This is a genomic window from Pseudomonas sp. TMW 2.1634, assembly GCF_001703595.1.
In the GTDB taxonomy this organism is placed as follows: domain Bacteria; phylum Pseudomonadota; class Gammaproteobacteria; order Pseudomonadales; family Pseudomonadaceae; genus Aquipseudomonas; species Aquipseudomonas fragi.
In genome coordinates this window covers 1,458,006-1,478,739 of record NZ_CP016849.1, presented here as the reverse complement: position 1 = coordinate 1,478,739, position 20,734 = coordinate 1,458,006, and the positions used below count along the sequence as shown (strand labels likewise).

Genomic DNA, 20,734 nt, shown 5'->3' with positions numbered 1-20,734 from the left:
GCTTGAAAAAAAACCAGGGCAGCCCGCCACGGGGCCGCCCGTTCATGGGCAGGCAAAGGCTCAGAACGCGCCCTTGACCCCGATGCCGAACATGCGCGGCGTGGTCATGCTCGCCTCTAGGCCGCCAATGCCACGGTTTTGCTGCATATAAATGGCGGAGCGGTCATCGAACAGGTTTTTCACATAGCCATACACTTCAACGGCCTCGCTGAAACGATGGCTCATGCGTGCATCGGTCAGGGTGTAGGAGTCGATGGTCAGGCTTTTGCTGTTGGCCGTGTCGGAGTAGTAGCCGTCGTAATGACGCACCTGTACCGACAGATTGGTTTTTTCGGTGATGTCCCAGCTCGGCCCAACGCTCAGTGTGTAACCCGGCGAGCGGGCGAATTCGTTGGCCTGATACGCCTCGTTGCTGGAGATCTTGTCGATGCGGGTGCGCAGCGTGCCCAGGCTGGCGCGCAGCTTGAGGCTGTCGAGTAGCTGATAGTCGGCGCCCAGCTCCAGGCCGTAGCCGTGGGCTTTTTCAGCATTGATGGTGTAGGACTGGGCAATACCCGGGGAGACCACCACGGGGATGTTGTACTGGGCATCCTTGAAGTCCATGTAAAACAGGTTGGCGCTCAGGATCAGGCGGTCATTCAGCAGATTGGCGCGGGTAAACAGTTCGTAGTTCCACACCGATTCTTCCTTGAAGTCCTGCCACTGGCGGGTACTCAGGTTGAGCGACATGCCACCCGGGTTATAACCGCGGCTGATCATGGCGCCCAGTGTCCAGTCCGGGGTAGCGGCAAAGGCCAGCGACACCTTGGGCAAAAAGGCCGAGAAGGTTTTCTGATAATCCAGCGCCCCCGGTGCCAGCACCGATGTGCCCTGGCGGTCGATGCGGTCTTGCTGGTAGCGCAGGCCGCTACTCAGGGTCCAGCGGTCGTTGAGGCGGTAATTCAACTCACCGAACAGGCCGAAGTTTTCCTTGGTGTCATCAAAGCTCGACAGGCCGGAGAGTAAAAGCGATTCGTCGGATTTGGTGCGGGCTACATAGACCCCGCTGACTCCGCTGAACTCGCTGTGCTGGTCGCCAAACACCAGGCGGGTTTCGTTGGAAATATTGCTTTGCTTGATATCCGCATCACCCTGGCCCGCGATACCGGTGTAGCGCTTGACGCTGGAGTGGGAGTACTGCGCCTGGTTGAACAGCTTGATGCCGTTGTCGAAGTCATAGCTGACATCCAGGATCCCGGTGTTGGTGGTCTGTTCCCAGGACGGCATGGTGTTGGTGATGTGGTCCAGTTTGTGGAAGGGTTTGGAAGCTGATTCCTGGCTCGGGCGGTTGCTGTCGTTGTGGGCCAGGGTGAGCTTTGCCTCCAGCCCGGTCATTGAACTCGGCAGCCACAGCAGCTTGGCGCGGGCATTGAGTGCGCTGAAGTCCTGATCAGTCTTGCCCTTCTGGAAGTTGGGGCTGGTGTAATCGATAAAGGTGTCGCGGGCCGAGTAGTCCACTGCCAGGCGCCCGGCCAGGTCTTCGCCCATCAGCGGGCCGGAGAGGGCAATCGAGGTGCGCTTGTGGTTGTAGTTGCCGATCTCGGCCTGGTACAGCGCCTCGGGGCTGAAGGTGGGGTTTTTCGTGTTGACGATAATCGCCCCGGCAATCGCGTTGGCACCCTGGGAGGTGGTCTGCGGGCCGCGGAACACCTCGATATTGTCCAGGTCCCAAACCGAGGTGGCCCCGAAGAACATCTCGTTGTAGTTCAGGTAGTGGCCGTCCAGGTTGATGGTAGCGCGGGGTACCGTGCCGCCCCAGAACACGTTCTGGCCATTGTTTGGCCCCTGGCTGTCCATGCCGCGAATCACCGGCGCGCCAACGGTATCGGTATAGATGACGTTGGGTACGCCTTCGAGCACTTCATGCACGGTGGAGTCGCCGGTTTTTTGCTCGTCGATCTCGCGCCCCGAAATAACCGTTACCGACGAAGCCGTGTTCTTCAGGTCACGTTCGAGCTTTTCGCCCGTCACGGTAATCGGCTCGAACACCAGTGCCTGTTTTTTATCGCCAGCAAGCGCTTCGTCTGCCAGCGCGGCGCTGGCGCCAAGCAGGGTAGACAGGGTCAGTACGCTGAAACCGCACGTCAGCTTTCGGGGGGAGTAGGCCTTCAAGAGATGCTCCAAATGAGAATGATCCGCGTTATGGCGATCGTAGCATGTGGCTATCACGTTCCTCAATAAAGAATTGATTCCTCTATGTGGTATTTGTTGGCGTGCTATATGCTGGATTTTGTCGCAGGCGACGCCAGCCAAAGCCGGTATCATGCGCGGCGTCGATTGATGCCTATTGAGAAACAGCCGCGAGACAGTGGCGAGGAGAGAACCCTTGAAAAACCTGAAGGCACCGGATGACGATGCCCCGGACACCCCGAGCGAAAAGCGCTCGGGCACCATCCAGTCGGTGGCGATTGCAGCGCGGTTTCTCAATGTGCTGGCCAGCGCCGAACGCGAACTGGCCTTGGGCGAAGTGGCGCGACGCACCCAAACCGGCGGTTCGACGACTCATCGATATTTGCAAAGTCTGGTCAAGGAAGGGCTGGCCAAGCAGGATCCGGCCAGTGGCTTGTACGACTTGGGCCCGGCGGCATTGAGCATCGGCATCGGCGCATTGAAGCGCGTGGATGCGGTGGAAATTGCCGCCCAACACATGAAGTCACTGGCCCATGAACATGCGGCCAGTGGTGGTGTGGCGATCTGGACCGACCGCGGGCCGACGCTGGTGCGCTGGTACCGCAGTGCCTATTTTTCCATCAGCCCGCTGGCATTGGGCGATATCCTGCCGCTGGACAACACCGCCTGTGGCCTGGTGTTTCAGGCCTGGTTGCCGAAAACCACCATTGATGCCGCGCGCAAGCAGCAACCGGCGCATTTTCGCGGCACGCCGCCAACCAGGGCGGTACTGGACGAGGTGCGCCAGCGTTGCTGGGCAGAACTGACCAGCCACTTGCTGTCCAATGTCACCGGCCAGGCCGCACCGGTGTTTGATGCCCAGGGCGAGCTGGTGTGCGTAATGACCACAGTGACCGACCTGGGCCAGCTCAAGACACCTGAAGACCGCCAGGCACTGTTCCACGCTGCCCACCGGGTCAACCAGTCCACCGGTGGCTTGCCCTGGCAGGGTGGCGAGTAAGCCCTAGGCAGGCACCCGGGGCTTGGGCACCACCAGCGGGGTGCCGGTCACCGGGTCGGCGATAATCAGCGACGCCAGGCCGAATACCCGTTCGACCAGGCTTTCGGTAAAGACCTCGACTGGCGCTCCCTGGGCGACAATGGCCCCGTCTTTCATCGCAATGATGTGCGAGGCATAGCGACAGGCCTGATTGAGATCGTGCAGCACGGCAACGATGGTGCGGCCTTCGCGGTTAAGCCGGGCGAGCAGTTCGAGCAGTTCGATCTGATGGGCAATATCGAGAAACGTGGTGGGCTCGTCCAGCAACAGGATCGGTGTTTGCTGTGCCAGCACCATGGCAATCCAGACCCGCTGGCGCTGGCCGCCCGACAACTCGTCCAGTAGGCGTTCGCCCAGCTCGCTGACCCGGGCCGCAGCCATTGCAGCACTCACGGCTTGCTCGTCGGCCGGTGACCACTGGCGCAGAAAAGACTGATGCGGGTAACGACCGCGCGCCACCAGATCGGCCACGGTGATGCCATCCGGCGCTGTAGCACTTTGCGCCAGCAGGCCGAGCCGACGCGCCACCTCTTTGCCGGGCAATGCATGGATCGGCGTGTTGTCGAGCAACACCTGCCCGCTTGAGGGCACCAGCAGGCGCGACAGCGCCCGTAACAAGGTGGACTTGCCACAGGCATTAGGGCCGACGATCACGGTAAACGAGCCATCGAGAATGTTGACGCTGAGGTCGGTGGAAATGGTGCGCTGATCGTAGCCAAGGGTTACGGCATCGGCATGCAGGCGATGGGGCATCAGTCAGGATTCCTGGCGTCGGTGAGCTGGCCAGTATCACTCATATGGAATTTGTTCCGCAATACGGAACGGAGGCGAGTGCTGCCGCGGTCCGTATGAGTGAGCGAATGTGACAGGGCCGGCCGACCTGTACGACTACGCGGGCAGGGCCGTTGCGGGGGCATGACGCAATGTGGCTGCCCAGAATCCGAGGGCAGTCAGGCTCACGCCGGCGCCGAGCAGGCATACGCCGTTCCAGCCGAATGAGGCATACACGGCCGTGGAGGCCAGCGCCCCCGATCCGCTGCCGACGGCATAGAAGAGCATGTAGCAGCCCACGGCCCGGCTGTGGGAGTGGCCCGGGCTGCTGAAAATCATGCTCTGGTTGGTGACATGCACGGCCTGCGCGCCAAGGTCGAGGATGACAATGCCGATCACCAGCCACAGCAGCGACCAAGGGGCCAGCCACAAGGCTGCCCAGGCCAGGATCAGCAACCCCAGGGCCGCACCGGTTGTTCTTTGGCCCAGGCCTTGGTCCGCCCAGCTCCCTGCGCGTGAGGCTGCCAGTGCGCCCGCGACACCGACCAGGCCAAAGGTGCCGATGATGGTATGTGAGAACTCATAGGGGGCTTGAGTCAGAAGGAACACCAGTGCGCTCCAGAAAATACCCAGTACCGCGAAAATAAACAGGCCGAGCATGCCGCGAATTTGCAGCACGCGATCGTTCCTGAGTAACACAAACATCGAGAGCACTAACTTGGGATAGGCCATCGGTGCCGCCGTGGGCCGCTGTGATGGCAAGACTTTGCACAGGATCAGGGCCAGCGCGGCCATCACCAGCGCCGAGCCTAGATAGACCCAGCGCCACCCGGCCAGATCGCTTATCAACCCGGCCGCCAGCCGTGACAGCAGCAGGCCGATGACCACGCCGCCCTGAACCGTGCCCACCACCCGACCCTGTTCCTGTGGCCGTGCTGCGGTGGCGGCGAAGGCAATCAGGCCTTGGGTCATGGCGGTGCCCAGCAGCCCAACCATCATCATGGCCAGCAGCATGATCGCCGCAGAGCCAGTGATGCCGAGACAAACCAGCGTCGCAACCAGGGCGCCGATCTGGGCCAGCATCAAGGTGCGGCGGTTCAGTTGGTCACCCAGCGGCACGACTAACAGCAATGCCAGCACACTGCCGACCTGTGTTGCAGCCATCACGCCACCTGCTGCGCCCGGGTTGATGGCAAAGTCGGCGGCTATCTGGTCAAGCAGGGGTTGGGCGTAATAAACATTGGCTACGCTCAAACCGCTGGCGCAGGCAAACAGCCCCACCAGTGCGGGAGAAGCCGCGGTATTGACCGGGTGAAGATGATGACATGGCACGGGCGGACCTCTCGGCAAGCTAGTCTCGAATTAAGACTGGTTTCATTCTAGGCCAGCCAGTCTTAAAATGAAACTCGTTGCTCGACGTTACCCTGACATCCCGTTTCACCAGAGGAGCCTGCATGGCCAAGCCGCTTACTGATTTTGCCTCGACTGCCCCAGCCTGCCCGGTGGCCCGGGGTGTGGACTTGATCGGCGATCGCTGGTCATTGTTGATCGTGCGTGATGCCTTTGATGGCGTTCGCCGCTTCGGGGATTTCCAGAGTGGTCTGGGCGTTGCGCGCAGCGTGCTCACCAACCGCCTGAAGAATCTGGTGGAAGCCGGGATTTTCGACGTGCGACCCGCATCAGATGGCACCTCGTATCAGGAGTATGTGCTGACGGCGAAAGGCCAGAGCCTGTTCCCGGTGGTCGTGGCGTTTCGTCAATGGGCCGAGCAGCATCTGTTTGCCCCCCACGAGGCGCATTCGCAGCTGGTGGACAGCACCACTGGCCAACCGCTGGGCCTGATGCAGCCGGTGACTGCGCAAGGGCAGGTGATTGCCCCCGAGCAAACCCGGGTGAAAAAAAACCCGGCGTAACCGAGGTCACGCCGGGTGTACTGCCAGCCAGCACTTGGCTATCGTGGGGCTGCGTGCTGGCCGTTTGAACCCTTGGCGTTTAGTCGCGCTCGATGGCCAGGGCCACGCCCATGCCACCACCGATGCACAGGGTCGCGAGGCCTTTTTTCGCATCGCGCTTGATCATCTCGTGCAACAACGTTACCAGCACCCGGCAACCCGAGGCGCCGATCGGGTGGCCCAGGGCAATGGCACCGCCGTTGACGTTAACCTTGTTCATGTCCCATTCCAGTTCCTTGGCCACGGCCAATGATTGCGCGGCAAAGGCTTCGTTGGCTTCGATCAGGTCCAACTGGTCGATGTTCCAGCCAGCCTTGCCCAGGCATGCGCGGGTGGCCGCGACCGGGCCGATGCCCATGATTGCCGGGTCGACCCCGGCGTTGGCGTAACCAGCGATACGGGCCAGCACGGGCAGGCCCAACGCCTTGGCCTTGTCGGCACTCATCAGGATCACGGCAGCGGCGCCATCATTGATGGTCGACGAGTTGCCGGCGGTGACGCTGCCATCCTTTTTGAACGCAGGCTTGAGCTTGCCCAGGGACTCGGCGGTGATCCCGGCGCGGGGCTGTTCGTCGACTTCGAACGACAGCGGGTCGCCCTTGCGCTGAGGGATCAGAATCGGCGTGATTTCGTCAGCGAAGCGCCCGGACTCGATTGCCGCACTGGCTTTTTGTTGCGAGGCGGCAGCAAACGCGTCCTGCTGTTCGCGACTCAACTGGTACTTGTCTGCCAGGTTCTCGGCGGTGATGCCCATGTGGTAATCGTTGAAGGCATCCATCAAGCCGTCGTGCAGCAGGCTGTCGAGCATCGTCCCGTGGCCCATGCGCAAGCCGGTACGGGCTGCGGGCAGCACATAGGGGGCCAGGCTCATGCTTTCCATGCCCCCGGCGATCACCACCTCGGCATCACCACAGCGAATGGCCTGGGTAGCCAGGTGCAAGGCCTTGAGGCCCGAACCGCAGAGCTTGTTGAGGGTCAGTGCCGGAACCGTGTTGGGCAGGCCGGCAAGGATCGACGCCTGGCGTGCCGGGTTCTGCCCGCAGCCTGCGGTGAGCACCTGGCCGAGGATCACTTCATCCACCTGGTCACCCTTCAGGCCAGTTGTCGCGAGTAACTGACGGATCAGCGCAGCGCCCAGTTCGGCGGCCGGGACAGTGGCCAGTGAGCCTTGAAAGCTGCCTATCGCAGTACGGGTGGCGGCAACAATAACGACGTCTTGCATCAAATCTCTCCTGAAAAATGGGCGGCTCAAGCGAACTGCATTTGCGGGACATGTTCCGGAACGATCAACTTGCCTGCGGTTTTACGCACGATCTCGTCAATGCTGACGCCGGGGGCGCGCTCCTTGAGAATGAAGGCGCCGTTTTCGATCTCCAGATAGGCAAGGTCGGTCAGCACGCGCTTGATGCATCCTGCGCCAGTCAGTGGCAGGCTGCAACGCGACAGCAGTTTGGACTCGCCGTCCTTGGAGGCGTGGGTCATGGTGACGATGATATTGTCTGCGCCGGCTACCAGATCCATCGCGCCGCCCATGCCCTTGACCAGTTTGCCGGGGATCATCCAGGAGGCGATATTGCCCTGTACGTCGACCTCGAAGGCACCGAGTACGGTGAGATCGATATGGCCGCCGCGAATCATCGCGAAGGATTCGGCCGAAGAAAAAATCGAGGCTCCGGTGCGGGCCGTCACGGTTTGCTTGCCGGCGTTGATCATGTCCGCGTCCGCTTCACCGACGCGGGGGAAGGCGCCCATGCCGAGCAGACCGTTCTCCGATTGCAGCATGACTTCCATGCCTTCGGGGATGTAGTTGGCGACCAGGGTGGGGATACCGATCCCCAGGTTTACATAAAAGCCGTCCTGCATTTCGCGGGCGACGCGCTGGGCCATTTGTTCGCGGGAAAGTGCCATGTGGGTACTCCGTCAGAGCTGGGGGAAGGGGATCAGGCGCGCTCGGTGAGCTGTTCGATACGTTTTTCAAACGTGCCGCAAATGATCCGGTCGACGTAGATGCCGGGGGTGTGGATCTGCGTCGGGTCCAGCTCGCCGGGCTCGACGATTTCTTCGACTTCGACCACGGTGATCTTGCCGGCCGTGGCCGCCAGGGGGTTGAAGTTTTGCGCGGTATGGCGATAGATCACGTTGCCGAAGCGGTCAGCCTTCCAGCCTTTGACAATCGCAAAGTCGCCGGTGATGGACTCTTCCATCAAATAGGTACGCCCTTTGAACTCGCGGGTTTCCTTGCCGTCAGCAACGGGGGTGCCGACCCCGGTCGCGGTGAAAAACGCCGGGATGCCAGCACCGCCAGCGCGCATTTTTTCGGCCAGCGTACCTTGCGGGGTCAGTTCCACTTCAATTTCGCCGCTGAGCAATTGCTTCTCGAACAAGGCGTTTTCACCCACATAAGAAGCAATCACCTTGCTGACCTGGCGGTCCTCCAGCAACACACCGAGGCCAAAACCGTCAACGCCGCAGTTGTTGGAGACCACGGTGAGATCGCGGATGCCCTGGCGCTTGATCTCGTTGATCAGGTTCTCCGGGATGCCGCACAGGCCAAAGCCGCCGGCAATCACGGTCATGCCGTCCTTGAGCCCGGCCAGCGCCTCTTCGTAGGTCGCCACGCACTTGTCGAAACCAGCCATATGCACCTCTTTTATTGTTAGTGGGCTGTCGTCAGCCGTTTGCAGCAGTGTTACTGCCGGTGATTGTTTTGTTAAGTTGATTTTTGAGGTGAATTAATAGATAAAACAAATTAATCAGCGTGAGGCTATGGGATGACCGTCAAACAGATCCGCGCCTTTCTTGCCGTGGCCCAGAGCTTGAGTTTTGCGGTGGCCTGCCAGCGCCTGCATTTGTCGCAGTCGGCCCTGAGCCTGACCATCAAGGCCCTGGAGGAAGGCCTGGGCGGGCGCCTGTTCAGCCGCACCACGCGCAATGTGGCCCTGACCCCTGAAGGCGAGTCGCTGCTGCCCCTGGCCCGGCGCCTGATCGCTGAGTGGGACAACGCCGAGGACGAGATACGTCAGCGCTTTACCCTGCAACGTGGACGCGTGACCCTGGCGGCCATCCCGTCGTTCGCGGGTAATTTGCTGCCGTCGATCCTCAAGGATTTTCGTGTGCGTTACCCCAAGGTCAATGTCACAGTCAACGACGTGATCAATGAGCAGGTGCTGGAGCTGGTTGGCGATCGGCAAGTGGAACTGGGTGTGGCTTTCGAGCCCGCGCCGGGTTCTTCGTTGACCTTTACCCCGTTGTACAGGGACCGTTTTGTCGCCGTGGTGCCGCGTGACTCAGCGCTGGCCGGGCATACCCTGATTGACTGGCAGACCTTGCTGCAGCAGCCCTTTATCACCTTGCAGCGGCCTTCAGCCGTGCGGGTCATGCTGGAGGAACACTTGCAGGCCCAGCAGATGAAACTGCCGGTGGATTTTGAAAGCCATCAACTGGCAACGGTGGGGCGCATGGTCGCCTGCGGGCTGGGGGTCAGTGTGGTTCCAGCCTTGTGCGCCGAGCAGATGCGTGAACTCGGTGCATGCTGCATCACCCTGCATGAGCCGGTGGTGGAGCGGGCCATCGGGGTGTTGACCAAGCCCGGCCATGAGCTGTCTGCCGCGGCCCAGGCGATGTTTGACTGTTTGCTTGAAACGCCCTGGTGAGCCTGCTTTCGTCGCCACGGCAACAGCAAACATGTGCAACAACCCGCTCTTGTGGGAGCGGGCTTGCTCGCGATGGCAGCACTTCGCTCATCCAGACAGACCGAGGTGCCTGCATCGCGGGCAAGCCCGGCTCCCACAGAAAAAGTATGTCGCTCGCAAAACCCTGAAGGGGCTAGCGGATCAGGCTTCGCGCCCGGCCTTGTGCCCGGCGCTGATGGCGCCTTCGATGTAGCCGATACTGTGGCAGTCGCCAATGCTGCTGGCGCTCAGGCCCGCCCGGGTCAGCTCGTCGAGCAGTCCGGTATCGGGCTGGGCACCGATAGCCAGCACCACGGAGTCGGCCTCGCTCTGCGCCGAGGTCCCATCGGCCAGTTGATAGCGCACGCAATGACCGTCAATGGCGCTGACGCTGGCTCCGGTGATCAGCTGGCCGCCATGCACACGAATCTCATGCAGCACCCGCCAGCGGCGCACAATCGCCAGTTCGCGGCCCAGGTGGGTACCGCTTTCCAGCACGGTCACCTGGCGCCCGCGGGCAATCAGGAACTCCGCCAGCTCCAGGCCCACCAGGCCGCCACCGATAATGGTCACGCGCTTGCCCAGCGGCATCCATACCCGTGACAGTTTTTCCATGGCTTCACGGCTGTCGGTGATACCGGTCAGGCTGCCGGCTTTTATCATCGCCCGTTGGGTGAAGGACAGTTTGCGTTTGGCGATGTCTTCAGCGCGGTCGCCGGTCATCAGGCGACGCAGTTCGTCGCCGCTCCACACATGGTCCTGATCGGCACCGGGAATCGCCGGGGCTGCGCGTTCGGCACCGACGGCCACCAGCACCTGATCGGCGCCCAGGTCGCGCAGCAGGGCAGGGCTGGCCTGGGTATTGAGGCGGATATCTATCGCCGACTGCTGCACCTGCACCTTGAGGTTGTCCAGTAATCGCGCATTTTCGGCATAGGCCAGACCTGCAAAAAACAGCGTGCCACCGAGGCGGTCGCTGCGTTCAAGCAGGGTCACGCGGTGGCCGCGCAAGGCGGCGATGCGGGCGGCTTCCATGCCCGACGGCCCGGCACCGACCACCACCAGATGTTTGGGCGTGGCCGTGGGGCCGATCACGTATTCGAACTCATGGCCGGTCATGGGGTTGACCGCGCACTTGACCCGTTCGTTGATAAAAATCTGGCTCACGCACACATAGCAGTAGATGCATGGGCGGATGCTGGCTTCCTGATCGTGGAGCAGCTTGTTGGGCAAGTCGGGGTCGGCCAGGAACTTGCGCGCCATTGCGATAAAATCACAGTCGCCACGCTTGAGGGCTGCTTCACCGACTTCAGGCTCGATGCGCCCCACGGCAATCACCGGCACCTGTACGCTGCGCTTGAGGGCGGCGGTCCATTCCAGATAACCGCCGGGCTTGTGTACCAATGGTGCCTCGGTAAACACCACGCCGCTGGTGATTCGCGCAGTGGCCGATACGCTCACGGCATCTACCCCGGCGGCCTCTGCCAGGCGCGCAACGGCTTTGGCGTCTTCAAGATTGATGCCGCCGGGGGTGTGCAACTCTTCGGCGTCCAGGCGCAGCCACACGGCAAATTCATGGCCGACCTTGGCCCGTATGGCCGCGATGATTTGCAGCAACAGCCGGGCGCGCTTTTCCAGCGTGCCGCCGTATTCGTCTTCACGCTGGTTGTAATAGCCCGACAAGAAGCCGGCGATGATGTAGCCGTGGGCCGCGTGGATCTCCACACCGTCGAAACCGGCGCGCCTGGCGCGATCGGCTGCACAGGCAAACCAGTCAATCATCTGCGCGATATCGGCGCTGTCCATCACCCGGATCGGCGAGCCTTCGGCGCGGCGTTTCATGGAGCTGACAAAGTTGGCCAGCTCTTCAGGCGTCAATGCGGCCATCATGTCGCTTTGCAACACGGGCGGTACCGAAGGCACCCACAGTTGCCGGCCTTCAGCCATGTCGCGCACTGCAGTCTTGCCCGCGTGCTGCAACTGCATGGCGATTTTGGCGCCGTGCTGATGCACGCGTTCGGCCAGGCGACTGAGCCCGGGGATAAAGTCATCGCTGGACACGCCGACCTGGAATGGCTCGGCGGTGCCGGCCGGGAACGCCACCGAGCACACGCCCATGATCAGCAGCCCGGCACCGCCACGGGCACGGGCTTCGTAATAGGCCTGGATACGTTCGCCGCAACGGCCGTCGGCCTCGGCGAAATTGGAGCCCATCGGCGCCATGATGATGCGGTTGCGCAGTTCCATCGAACCGATGCGACCAGGTGCCAGCAACTGAGGGTATTTTGTCATTGTTATTTCAGCCCGAGCGGGTGTTGGAAGGGGCTGCGGCTGCCCGCAGGCAGCCGCAGTTGATACGGGTTGACCTCAACTGCGCAAAAACTCCAGGCACGCCTTGTTGAACAGCTCACGGTGTTCAACCTGCACCCAGTGCCCGCACTGGTTGAGCATGATAAAACGCGCATTGGGCGCGTGGTTCAGTACTTTCAGCGCGCCGGTGGCGGGGTTGAAGTTGTCGTTGGTGCCCCAGAAACCGAGGATCGGCGCCTGCAGTTCTTCAAGGCGCTCGGTCATGTTGGGCACCAGCATGGTGCTGAACAGATTGCGCGGCTGGTGTAGGGCCACGGCCACGCGCTCGGCCAGCAGGTTGTCGTCCAGTTGCGAGCTGTCGAACAGTTGCAGGCTCATGATCCGGCGCATCTGCTCGATGCCCAGCGGGCCTGCGTTGTACAGCTCGACCATGCGCTGAATGCCGATCATCTTGAAGTACGTTTCGCGCTCTTCAACACCGCCGGGGGCCATCAGGATCAGCTTTTCGACGCGCTCCGGCTCCGCCAGCGCCAGGCCCAGTGCAATCGCCCCGCCCAACGAGTTGCCGAGCAGGGTGGCGCGCTTGACGCCTACGGCCTTGAGAAAGCCCGACAGGGTGTTAACGAAAAATTCGAGGTCATAGTTCACATCTTCCGGCTTGTCGGAGCGGCCGAAACCCGGCAAATCCACCACCAGGTTGCGAAACCCGGCAGCGACAAACTGCGGGTAGTTGCCCTTGAAGTTGCTGTAGCCGCTGGCGCCCGGGCCGCTGCCATGCAGCCACAATACGACCGGGCCGCTGCCCTCGTCGAGAAAGTGCAGGCGCAGGCCGTTGTCCAGTGTCACAAAGTGGCCGATGGGCAGGGGAAGGTCTTGTTCGGTCATCACTCAATCTCCAGTTGTCAGGCAGTGGCCGCGTCAGCCAGCGGTGCTGGGGTCGGGGTCTTGTTCATCAGGTGGTTGCGATAGCGCGGCAGGGCCAAGGCCAGAAACACCGAGGCCAGGACCAGCAGCGAAACACAGGAGGCCAGGGCATAGCGCAGGCCTTCGTTGCCCAGGGTATGGGCGAAGCCGTCACTGAGCATGCCGATCAGTAGCGGCCCGACGCCGACCCCGAGCAGGGTCATGGCCATCACGAAAATCGCCGTGGCCTGCGCCAGTCGCGTGGCCGGAAACAGATGGGAAATCGCCCCCAGGCAAGGTGTTGCCCACCAGGTGCCGAAGAAGCTGAACACGCCATAAAATAGAAAAGCGCTGGGCACGGGGGTGTTGCCCACATAAAACGCGGTGCCCACCGGCCACAGAAAATAGGCCAGGCCAAAGGGAATGCTGATCAGCGTACCCAGCAACGGCACGCCGATTTGCCAGCCCTTGTCACGGCGCGCCAGGCGATCGCACAAGATGCCGCAGGTGAGGGTGCCGAACGTTGCCCCGGCGCCGCCTGCGACCCCGGCCAGCAGCCCGGCGTCCTGCAGGCTCAAGCCGTGGGAGCGGATCAGGAAGCTCGGGCTCCAGGTGCCGATGGCATAACCGGCAATGGCCGCAGAGCCGCCCGTGCAGACCAGCCAGAAAAAGGACGGCGTCTGGAACAACTGGCGCACCGTGACCGCCCAGTGGTCTTGCGCCACCAGACTGGGACTTACCAACCGTGCCGGTTTGGGCGCGCGCACAGTGAGCAGCAGGAGCAGACCGAGGAAAATTCCCGGCGCGCCGATCACCACAAATGCGAAACGCCAGCCGTAATGCTGGGCGATCCAGCCGCCCAGGCCCAGACCAAATATCGCCCCCAGGCTTGAGCCCAGCATCAATACCGACAGGGCGGTAGAGCGGCGCTCGGGCGGGTACAGGTCGGAGACCATCGCCATTGACGGTGCGGTCCCCCCGGCTTCGCCGATGGCCACCCCGATACGCGCTACCACCAGCATGGCAAAGCTGGCGGCGAAGCCACAGAAAATGGTCATCACGCTCCAGGCGATACAGCTGAAGGCAATCACCTTCTTGCGCCCGATACGGTCGGACAGGCGCCCCAGTGGAAAGCCGAACAGAGTGTAGAACACGGCAAAGGTCACGCCTGAAAGCAGGCCGATACCGGTATCGGAGATCCCGAACTCGGCTTTGACCGGCTCGATCAAAATGGCCATCAGCAGCCGGTCTATGTAGTTGAAGATATAGATGGCAGCCAAGACGCCGAGTGCGTAATGGGTTCGCCAGGTGGGGCGCAAGGGTATGGACACGGTGGGCTCTCCCGGTTTTTTGTTCTAGTGGGGGGAGTTATTCCACGAAGGGGGGCAGGGGAACATCGTCCATTTAGACCAGCCGGTCATGCACAGGATCTCTCTGGGGATGCAAGTTGTAGCAGCTGCCGAGGAACGAAGGCTGCGTCCGGCGGCGAAGCCGTCGTGAAACCCTTTGGGTTCGGTGTTTCAGACACACCGCGTTTAACTGATTTACGACGGCTTCGCCGCCGGACGCAGCCTCGCGCTGCTCGTCAGCTGCTACGGTCGTCATCCGCTGCGGGGCTGCTTAGTCCCATCGGACGATGTTCAGCTTTTTGCGCCAGTCAATGATTGCTCCCATACACCGTCCGGGTTTGCCGGCGGGCCGACATCGGGCAGGTGGGAGAACACGATGAAACTGCTGAATAAAGTGGCGTTTGTAACAGGTGCAGGCCAGGGCATGGGGCGGGCGATCGTGCGCCACTTTGCCGAGCAAGGGGCCAAGGTCGTTGCCGCCGATATCAACCTCGAAGCCGCACGCCAGAGCATTGAAGGCTTGGGCGACATGGCGCTGGCGGTGAGTTGCAACGTGGCCGACAGCGACTCGGTGGCTACGGCAATGGCGGGGGTTTACGCCCATTTCGGCAGCTTCGATGTGCTGGTCAACAACGCCGGCATCGGCTCCATCGATGCCTTCGCGCAAACCCCTGACGAGCACTGGCAACGGGTGATCGGGGTCAACCTCACCGGGACGTTTTTCTGCAGCCGTGAAGCGGTAAAACTGATGCTTGCCGCCGCCACGCCCGGGGTGATTATCAATATCTCCAGCACCGCGGCGCTGACCGGTGAAGGCCCCAGCCATTACTGCGCGGCCAAGGCCGGGGTAATGGGCCTGACCCGCAGCATGGCCCGCGAACTGGCAGGCAACGGCATACGCGTCAACACCATCGTTCCGGGCCCGACCAACACGCCAATGATGGCCGACATCCCGGACGACTGGATGCAAAGCATGCTCAAGGCCATCCCCCTGGGCCGCATGGGCGAAACCCATGAAATCGCCCGTGTCGCCGCCTTTCTGGCCAGCGAAGACGCAGCATTCATCACCGGCCAGAACCTCGCGGTCAACGGCGGCATGGCGTTTATCTGACAGGCCAATGGGAGAGCAGAACATGGGTACTCGTTTACAGGGCAAGGTTGCATTTGTGACCGGCGCCGGTTCCGGCATCGGGGCGGCTACGGCGTTGCGGTTTGCCGAGGAGGGCGCGCGGGTGGTGCTCTGCGGTCGGCGCATCGAGCCATTGCAGGCCGTCGCCGCGCAGATCCGTGACAGCGGTGGGTGCGCCGAGTGCGCAGTGGCCGATGTCAGCAATGAAGCGGCCTATGTCGCAGCCATCAACGATGCGGCGCAGCGCCACGGCCGCCTGGACATTCTGGTCAACAACGCGATGGCCTACAGCTGGGGCGCGATTGACAGCACCTCGACGGCCGATTGGCATTCGAACTTCGCCACCACTGTGGACGGCACCTTTTGGGGCACGCGCACGGCCCTGGGCCTGATGCGTGCCCAGGGCAGCGGCTCGATCATCAACCTGGCGTCGATCTGCGGGCAGTTCGGTACGCCGTGGATGGCCGGTTACTCGGCCGCCAAGGCGGCGGTGATCAACTTTAGCCGCGCTGCGGCCAGTGAGGGCGCCAGCCACAACATCCGTTGCAACGTGGTCAGCCCGGGTGTGGTCGAGACCCCGGCCACGGCAGGCATGCTCACCGATGACAAGACGCGCACCAATACCGAAAAACTCATCCCGCTCAAACGCGTCGGCCAGCCGGTGGAAGTGGCCAACGCCATTCTGTTCCTGGCCAGCGACGAGGCTTCTTACATCACCGGTGCTTGTCTGCCGGTGGATGGCGGGCGCAGCAGCGAGCTGTACACGGTACTGGAATAAGGACCTTTTTATGGAACAGAACGCCTTGCTAGCCCGTCTCGACCGACTGGAGTCGATTGAAGAAATCCGCCAGTTGGCCGGCAAATATTCGCTGTCGCTGGACATGCGCGACCTCGATGCCCACGTCAATCTGTTTGCCGAAGACATTCGCGTGGGCCGCGAAAAAACCGGGCGGGCGCACCTCAAGGCCTGGGTCGATGACACCCTGCGCGAGCAGTTTCACGGCACCTCCCATCATCTGGGCCAGCACCTGATCGAATTCACCGACCCTGACCATGCGGTGGGCGTGGTGTATTCCAAGAACGAGCACGAGACCGGCCCCGAGTGGGTGACCATGCAAATGCTCTATTGGGATGACTACGAGCGTATGCAGGGGCGCTGGTATTTCCGCCGCCGCCTGCCGTGCTACTGGTACGCCAGTGACCTCAACAAACCGCCGATCGGCACGCAAAAAATGCGCTGGCCGGGGCGCGAACCCTACGCCGGTACGTTTCACGACCTGTTCCCGTCCTGGACCGAATTCTGGGCTCAACGCCCGGACAAGGAACAACTGCCGCAAGTGGCGCCAGCTGCCCCGGTCGAACACTTTCTAGCCACCCTGCGCCGTGGGGCTGGTGCGCCGAAAATTCGCGTGCGCTGAGGAATAACCATGAGCATTTTGTTTGAACCCGTGCGCCTGGGCGAGCTTGAGCTGGCCAACCGCATCGTCATGGCCCCCATGACCCGTAGCCGCGCCGATGCGCAGGGCGTGCCGACCGCCGAAATGGTCGAGTACTACCGCCAGCGTGCCTCGGCCGGGCTGATCGTTGCCGAAGGCACGTCGCCGTCGGCCAGCGGCCTGGGCTACTGCCGCACCCCGGCGATTTACACCCCGGCGCAGATCGCTGCGTGGAAGGCCGTGACCGATGCGGTCCACGCCGAGGGCGGCCTGATCGTGCTGCAACTGATGCATGTGGGCCGCGCCGCCAGCGCGATGAACAAGCCCAAGGGGGCCGCCACGGTAGCACCCTCGGCCTTGCGCGCCCGCACCCAACTGTTTACCGATGCGGCCGGGCTGGTCGATACCGACGAGCCGCAGGCCCTGACGCTGGACGCTATCGGGCAGGTGATCGGTGACTATCGCCAGGCGGCACTGAATGCCCGCGCCGCCGGTTTTGACGGCGTCGAGCTGCACTGCACCAGCGGCTACCTGCCCATGCAGTTCATGGCGTCAGGCAGCAACCTGCGCGATGACCAGTACGGCGGCAGCGTCGAGAACCGCGTGCGTTTCCCGGCGCAAGTGCTGGCGGCGATGGCGGCGGCCATCGGCGCCGGGCGCGTGGGCTTGCGGCTGTGCCCGGGTAACCCGTTCAACGATATTGAAGATCAGGACCCGCTGGGTACCGCCGTGGCGCTGTGCAAGGCCGCCGAGCCGCTGGGCCTGGCCTATGTACATATCATGCGCTCACCCCTGGCCGAGCTGGATGCCTTTGCCCTGGCCCAGCGTCATTGCAGCAACGGCCTGATCCTCAATGACGGCTTTGACGGCGAATCGGCGCACGCCGCGTTGCAGGCCGGGCAGGGCGACGCGGTGTCGTTTGCCCGGCACTTTATCGCCAACCCGGACCTGGTCGAGCGCCTGCGCAGGGGCCTGCCCCTGGCCCGTTTCGAGCGCAAGACTCTGTATTCCCCGGGCCCTGAAGGCTACAGCGACTACCCCCTGGCCGAAGCGGTGAGCGCATGAACGACATGTCCCGGATCAGCGCCCTGGTGGCGCCCACACAACAGCCCGTTCCGCGCCAGCAAACCCAGGCCCTGCTGGACTTGCGTTCTGCGGCCAGTGCCCGGATCAAACCAGCGGACCTGTACACCCTGGCCGACCGTCTGGAGCAGCAGGCGCGGGCCTTTGCCGAGCGGCCCTTCTTGATCGCTGGCGAGCAGCGGTTCAGCTACGCCAGCGTGGAGGCCCAGGCCAATCGCATGGCCCATGTGTTCTATGCCAAGGGGCTGCGCCCGGGCGACGTGTGCGCGATTGCCATGGAAAACCGCCCGCAGTTTTTCTTCAGCTGGTTCGGGTTGGTCAAGCTCGGTGTGGTGGTGGCGTTCATCAACACCCAGGTCACCGGCAAGCCGCTGGTGCATGCCCTGCAATCCACGGGCGCCAAGGCGGTGGTAGTGGGCGAGGAATGCCTGGGCAACCTGCTGGGCACCGATGGCCTGCCGGATGTGCCGCTCTGGCTGGTTGAAGATGCCCTCAACCCGTTTGACGGCCCGCTGCCGACCTTTGTCGATTGTGACTTTGCCGAGCAGATCAGGCAGGCGCCAGGCACGGTGTTCCCCCGTGACGTGCGCGCAGCGATCACGGCTGAAACCACCACCCTGCTGATTTTTACCTCGGGCACCACCGGCCTGCCCAAGGCGGCGCGCTACAGCCATATGCGCTGGATGTCTTCGGGTGACGTGATGGAGGTGACCCTGGGGGCCACCTGCGACGACGTGTTTTATTGCTGCCTGCCGCTGTACCACGGCGCGGCGGCCACCTCGGTGACGTCAACGGCATTGCGTGCCGGGGCGAGCATCGTCATGCGGCGCAAGTTCAGCGTGCGCGAGTTCTGGGCCGATGTGCGGCGCAATCGCATCACCGTGTTCCAGTACATCGGCGAGATCTGTCGCTACCTGCTCAACCAGCCCGTGGTGGCCGGCGAGCGCGAGCACAGCTTGCGCCATATGCTCGGTGCCGGGCTGACCCCGGAATCCTGGCAACGCTGGCTGGAGCGGTTCGGCCCGATCCAGGTGTTCGAGGGGTGGGGTGCCACGGAGTCCAACGCCAACCTGATCAACGTCGACAACTATGTAGGGTCCTGTGGTCGTGTACCAGACTGGAGCCGCACCAATCTGCGCCTGGTGCGGTACGACGTCGAAAGCGACAGCCATCCCCGGGACGAAAACGGTTTCTACCAGCTGTGCCAGCCCGGTGAACTGGGCGAGGCAATGGGCTTTATCATTGACCACCCGCAAATTGGCGGCGGGCGTTTCGAGGGCTACACCCAGGCGGCCGCCACCGAGAGCAAGATCCGCCGCAACGTGTTCCAGGAAGGGGATGCCTACTGGAGTTCGGGGGACCTGCTGCGCTATGACGACGAGGGTTATTTCTACTTTGTCGACCGCATCGGCGACACCTACCGCTGGAAAAGCGAGAACGTTTCCACCCTGGAAGTGGCCGACACCCTGAGCGATATGCCGGGTCTTGAGCTGATCAACGTCTACGGTGTGCAGGTGCCCGAGCATGAAGGGCGGGCCGGGATGGCGGCGGTGCTGATGCAGCCCGGGCATGCCTTTGACCCGCAGGCCTTCTATGACCTGACCCTGGCGCGTTTGCCCCGTTATGCGGCGCCGGTGTTTGTGCGGGTCACCCCTGCGGCCGACCTGACCAGCACCTTCAAGCTGCGCAAGGTCGACTTGCAGCGTCAGGGCTACGCCCCGCAGTTATTCAGTGACCCGCTGTTCGTGCGCGATGAAAGCAGCGCCAGCTATCAGCCGTATTCACTGCAGGTACTGGCCCGTAACGGCCTGCTGCCGTTTGCCGGGGCCAGCCATGAGTGATGACCTCGACGCCCAGGGCCATCAATGGCGTGACGGCCTGCGCTACCCCTGGCCGCAGGCCCCGGCCAACGGCCAGGTGCAGGTTGTGGCCGAGGGGGTGCTGTGGTTGCGCATGCCGCTGCCATTTGGCCTCGACCACATCAACCTGTACCTGCTGCGTCACGCTGACGGTTGGGTGGCGGTGGATACTGGCCTGAACAGTGATCAATGCCGCAGCGTATGGGAGCAGGTATTTGTCGAGGCAATGGCTGGCTTGCCGCTCAAGGCGGTGATCTGCACCCATTTTCACAGCGACCACACCGGTGTGGTCGGCTGGCTGGCCGAGCGTTTTCACTGCCCGGTGCTGATGACCCAGGGCGAGTTCGATGCCTTGCATCACGGCCCACCCATGGCGGCAGAGCCGGACTGGGCGTTTCTGGATTTCTATCAAAAGGCCGGCTTCAGCGCCGAGCGCGCCACCTCGCTGCTACCGCTGATCCAGGGCGAGCACTTTCGCCCGCAGCTGGTGGCCGGGTTTACCCGGTTACGCCACGGCAGCGAACTGACCATCGGCGGGCGCCGCTGGCAGGTGGTGATGGGCAACGGCCATTCGCCGGAACATGCCTGCCTGTATGCCGCGCACGATGGCCTGCTGATTTCCGGCGACCAGGTGTTGCCGCGCATCACCTCGACCATCGCCGTGTACGTCACCGAACCTGCCGCCAACCCGCTGCGCGACTGGCTGGACTCCATCGAACGGCTGCGGGTGATCCCCGACAGCGTGCTGGTGCTGCCGGCCCATGAGCGGCCGTTTTTCAACCTGCATCTGCGTCTGGACCAGTTGCGTGACCACCATCACAACCACTTGCAGCAGTTGCTCGCGGCCTGTGCGCAACCGCGCACCGGGCTGGAGCTGATGGCGGTGCTGTTCAAAAAGCTGTCAGGCCGTTTCGACGAGCTGATGGCGCTTGGGGAGACGTTGGCGCACGCCAATTACCTTATGGCCGAGGGGGCGCTCGTTCGTGAGGTGCAAGGAGGGCTGCATCGTTATCGGCTGGCCCCGACAGGAGTCGTGAAGTTCGACCCGCTGCAGTTGTTTTGA

General features: G+C 62.6%; 18 protein-coding genes. 9 read left to right on the top strand and 9 right to left on the bottom strand.

What is annotated here, in order from left to right; translation table 11 throughout:
• Window positions 1-60: 60 nt before the first annotated feature.
• Complete coding sequence (locus BFC21_RS06840; RefSeq protein ID WP_088377536.1) at window positions 61-2,151, bottom strand: TonB-dependent receptor; 2,091 nt, start codon at window positions 2,149-2,151, stop codon at window positions 61-63.
• 223 nt (window positions 2,152-2,374) lie between these two features.
• Between BFC21_RS06840 and BFC21_RS06835 the strand changes: the two genes are divergently transcribed.
• Window positions 2,375-3,169, top strand: a complete 795-nt coding sequence (locus tag BFC21_RS06835) for an IclR family transcriptional regulator (protein ID WP_371837093.1) — start codon at window positions 2,375-2,377, stop codon at window positions 3,167-3,169.
• Between the two features lie 3 nt (window positions 3,170-3,172).
• Here BFC21_RS06835 and BFC21_RS06830 read toward each other — a convergent pair whose 3' ends face one another.
• Both BFC21_RS06830 and BFC21_RS06825 read right to left on the bottom strand, forming a co-directional pair.
• Window positions 3,173-3,961 (bottom strand): ABC transporter ATP-binding protein, encoded by a 789-nt coding sequence (locus BFC21_RS06830; protein WP_088377535.1) that lies wholly within the window; start codon window positions 3,959-3,961, stop codon window positions 3,173-3,175.
• 135 nt (window positions 3,962-4,096) lie between these two features.
• Window positions 4,097-5,311, bottom strand: coding sequence for an MFS transporter (locus BFC21_RS06825; RefSeq protein WP_198344915.1), 1,215 nt, complete (start codon window positions 5,309-5,311; stop codon window positions 4,097-4,099).
• Window positions 5,312-5,433: 122 nt separating this feature from the next.
• On the opposite strand from BFC21_RS06825, the gene BFC21_RS06820 reads away from it, so the two are divergent.
• The gene (locus BFC21_RS06820) at window positions 5,434-5,892 is read left to right on the top strand and encodes a helix-turn-helix domain-containing protein (protein ID WP_088377533.1); all 459 of its coding nucleotides are present in this window, start codon (window positions 5,434-5,436) and stop codon (window positions 5,890-5,892) included.
• Window positions 5,893-5,971: 79 nt separating this feature from the next.
• On the opposite strand, the gene BFC21_RS06815 is transcribed toward BFC21_RS06820, so the two are convergent.
• The 3 genes from BFC21_RS06815 to BFC21_RS06805 are packed head-to-tail and all read right to left on the bottom strand — an operon-like array spanning window position 5,972 to window position 8,570.
• Complete coding sequence (locus tag BFC21_RS06815) at window positions 5,972-7,153, bottom strand: acetyl-CoA C-acetyltransferase (RefSeq protein ID WP_088377532.1); 1,182 nt, start codon at window positions 7,151-7,153, stop codon at window positions 5,972-5,974.
• A gap of 26 nt (window positions 7,154-7,179) precedes the next feature.
• Entirely contained in the window at window positions 7,180-7,839 is a 660-nt protein-coding gene (locus BFC21_RS06810) for a CoA transferase subunit B (RefSeq protein WP_016781136.1), read from the bottom strand.
• A gap of 32 nt (window positions 7,840-7,871) precedes the next feature.
• Window positions 7,872-8,570: a CoA transferase subunit A gene (locus BFC21_RS06805; protein WP_095003675.1), complete on the bottom strand. Its 699-nt coding sequence runs from the start codon at window positions 8,568-8,570 to the stop codon at window positions 7,872-7,874.
• Window positions 8,571-8,702: 132 nt separating this feature from the next.
• Here BFC21_RS06805 and BFC21_RS06800 point away from each other — a divergent pair, with 132 nt between their 5' ends.
• On the top strand, window positions 8,703-9,584 hold the full coding sequence (locus tag BFC21_RS06800) for a LysR family transcriptional regulator (RefSeq protein ID WP_088377530.1): 882 nt from the start codon (window positions 8,703-8,705) through the stop codon (window positions 9,582-9,584).
• Between the two features lie 180 nt (window positions 9,585-9,764).
• Here the strand turns inward: BFC21_RS06800 and BFC21_RS06790 are convergent, their stop codons facing one another.
• From BFC21_RS06790 to BFC21_RS06780, 3 genes are all read right to left on the bottom strand, one after another.
• Entirely contained in the window at window positions 9,765-11,894 is a 2,130-nt protein-coding gene (locus BFC21_RS06790) for an FAD-dependent oxidoreductase (protein ID WP_120265839.1), read from the bottom strand.
• Window positions 11,895-11,969: 75 nt separating this feature from the next.
• On the bottom strand, window positions 11,970-12,797 hold the full coding sequence (locus BFC21_RS06785) for an alpha/beta fold hydrolase (RefSeq protein WP_088377528.1): 828 nt from the start codon (window positions 12,795-12,797) through the stop codon (window positions 11,970-11,972).
• A 17-nt stretch (window positions 12,798-12,814) separates the two neighbouring features.
• The gene (locus BFC21_RS06780) at window positions 12,815-14,146 is read right to left on the bottom strand and encodes an MFS transporter (protein WP_088377527.1); all 1,332 of its coding nucleotides are present in this window, start codon (window positions 14,144-14,146) and stop codon (window positions 12,815-12,817) included.
• 394 nt (window positions 14,147-14,540) lie between these two features.
• Here BFC21_RS06780 and BFC21_RS06775 point away from each other — a divergent pair, with 394 nt between their 5' ends.
• From BFC21_RS06775 to BFC21_RS06750, 6 genes are read left to right on the top strand one after another with little or no spacing between them, the layout of a single operon-like run.
• On the top strand, window positions 14,541-15,275 hold the full coding sequence (locus BFC21_RS06775; RefSeq protein WP_088377526.1) for an SDR family NAD(P)-dependent oxidoreductase: 735 nt from the start codon (window positions 14,541-14,543) through the stop codon (window positions 15,273-15,275).
• Window positions 15,276-15,297: 22 nt separating this feature from the next.
• Window positions 15,298-16,071: an SDR family NAD(P)-dependent oxidoreductase gene (locus BFC21_RS06770; protein WP_016781129.1), complete on the top strand. Its 774-nt coding sequence runs from the start codon at window positions 15,298-15,300 to the stop codon at window positions 16,069-16,071.
• A gap of 10 nt (window positions 16,072-16,081) precedes the next feature.
• On the top strand, window positions 16,082-16,711 hold the full coding sequence (locus tag BFC21_RS06765; protein ID WP_088377525.1) for a nuclear transport factor 2 family protein: 630 nt from the start codon (window positions 16,082-16,084) through the stop codon (window positions 16,709-16,711).
• Between the two features lie 9 nt (window positions 16,712-16,720).
• Window positions 16,721-17,794 carry an alkene reductase gene (locus tag BFC21_RS06760; RefSeq protein ID WP_088377524.1) on the top strand — a complete coding sequence of 358 codons (1,074 nt, stop codon included), beginning with the start codon at window positions 16,721-16,723 and terminating at the stop codon, window positions 17,792-17,794.
• Window positions 17,791-19,653, top strand: a complete 1,863-nt coding sequence (locus BFC21_RS06755) for a long-chain-acyl-CoA synthetase (RefSeq protein WP_088377523.1) — start codon at window positions 17,791-17,793, stop codon at window positions 19,651-19,653. The genes BFC21_RS06760 and BFC21_RS06755 overlap by 4 nt, the downstream gene beginning before the upstream one ends.
• Window positions 19,646-20,734 (top strand): MBL fold metallo-hydrolase, encoded by a 1,089-nt coding sequence (locus BFC21_RS06750; protein WP_120265838.1) that lies wholly within the window; start codon window positions 19,646-19,648, stop codon window positions 20,732-20,734. The genes BFC21_RS06755 and BFC21_RS06750 overlap by 8 nt, the downstream gene beginning before the upstream one ends.

What these genes read in the sequence shown, in the direction of transcription:
- BFC21_RS06770 (WP_016781129.1), top strand. Translation starts at nt 15,298, where the DNA reads ATGGGTACTCGTTTACAGGGCAAGGTTGCATTTGTGACCGGCGCCGGT.
- BFC21_RS06755 (WP_088377523.1), top strand. Translation starts at nt 17,791, where the DNA reads ATGAACGACATGTCCCGGATCAGCGCCCTGGTGGCGCCCACACAACAG.
- BFC21_RS06815 (WP_088377532.1), bottom strand. Translation starts at nt 7,153, where the DNA reads ATGCAAGACGTCGTTATTGTTGCCGCCACCCGTACTGCGATAGGCAGC.
- BFC21_RS06750 (WP_120265838.1), top strand. Translation starts at nt 19,646, where the DNA reads ATGAGTGATGACCTCGACGCCCAGGGCCATCAATGGCGTGACGGCCTG.
- BFC21_RS06765 (WP_088377525.1), top strand. Translation starts at nt 16,082, where the DNA reads ATGGAACAGAACGCCTTGCTAGCCCGTCTCGACCGACTGGAGTCGATT.
- BFC21_RS06800 (WP_088377530.1), top strand. Translation starts at nt 8,703, where the DNA reads ATGACCGTCAAACAGATCCGCGCCTTTCTTGCCGTGGCCCAGAGCTTG.
- BFC21_RS06830 (WP_088377535.1), bottom strand. Translation starts at nt 3,961, where the DNA reads ATGCCCCATCGCCTGCATGCCGATGCCGTAACCCTTGGCTACGATCAG.
- BFC21_RS06805 (WP_095003675.1), bottom strand. Translation starts at nt 8,570, where the DNA reads ATGGCTGGTTTCGACAAGTGCGTGGCGACCTACGAAGAGGCGCTGGCC.
- BFC21_RS06785 (WP_088377528.1), bottom strand. Translation starts at nt 12,797, where the DNA reads ATGACCGAACAAGACCTTCCCCTGCCCATCGGCCACTTTGTGACACTG.
- BFC21_RS06760 (WP_088377524.1), top strand. Translation starts at nt 16,721, where the DNA reads ATGAGCATTTTGTTTGAACCCGTGCGCCTGGGCGAGCTTGAGCTGGCC.
- BFC21_RS06810 (WP_016781136.1), bottom strand. Translation starts at nt 7,839, where the DNA reads ATGGCACTTTCCCGCGAACAAATGGCCCAGCGCGTCGCCCGCGAAATG.
- BFC21_RS06820 (WP_088377533.1), top strand. Translation starts at nt 5,434, where the DNA reads ATGGCCAAGCCGCTTACTGATTTTGCCTCGACTGCCCCAGCCTGCCCG.
- BFC21_RS06790 (WP_120265839.1), bottom strand. Translation starts at nt 11,894, where the DNA reads ATGACAAAATACCCTCAGTTGCTGGCACCTGGTCGCATCGGTTCGATG.
- BFC21_RS06775 (WP_088377526.1), top strand. Translation starts at nt 14,541, where the DNA reads ATGAAACTGCTGAATAAAGTGGCGTTTGTAACAGGTGCAGGCCAGGGC.